The following is a 389-nucleotide window of genomic DNA, read 5'->3' as shown; positions in this document are numbered from 1 at the left end:
TAAATCCTGCGTACTCCGAGTGATCCGAGTTAAGTCTGTAACATAAATAATGTCGCCTTCCTGTAAATCCTGCAACATTTTTTGAAGTTGCTCGCGATCCTTTGCTGCCCCAGAAACTTTTTCTTCAAAAATAATATCCATACCGATTTCGTTTAATTGCTGAAATTGTCTTGAAGGATTTTGGCTAGTCGAACTGACACGTATATAACCGATTTTTCGCAAAATATCACCTCGTTTTTGAGACAAGTCTTATGAGACACTCTTAACTATGATTTTATCAGTCTACTACACTTGTATCAATAGAGTACACTCTATTGATTTATAATTGAACTAATTAACTGAACAATTACAGAAATGAGATGATACTGTATGAAAGTTGCGAGAGGTAG

The 389-nt window shown here is 35.2% G+C and carries 1 protein-coding gene; it reads right to left on the bottom strand.

Annotation, left to right across the window (positions count from 1 at the left end; genetic code table 11):
- A partial coding sequence (locus FOT98_RS31860; protein ID WP_144291300.1) for a recombinase family protein occupies window positions 1-222 on the bottom strand: 222 nt, incomplete at its 3' end.
- Window positions 223-389: the final 167 nt, after the last annotated feature.

It is taken from the genome of Bacillus sp. HY001 (genome assembly GCF_007558965.1).
Lineage (GTDB): Bacteria > Bacillota > Bacilli > Bacillales > Bacillaceae_G > Bacillus_A > Bacillus_A mobilis.
The sequence above is the reverse complement of the archived record's forward strand: the minus strand, read 5'-3'. Positions and strand labels throughout refer to the sequence as shown.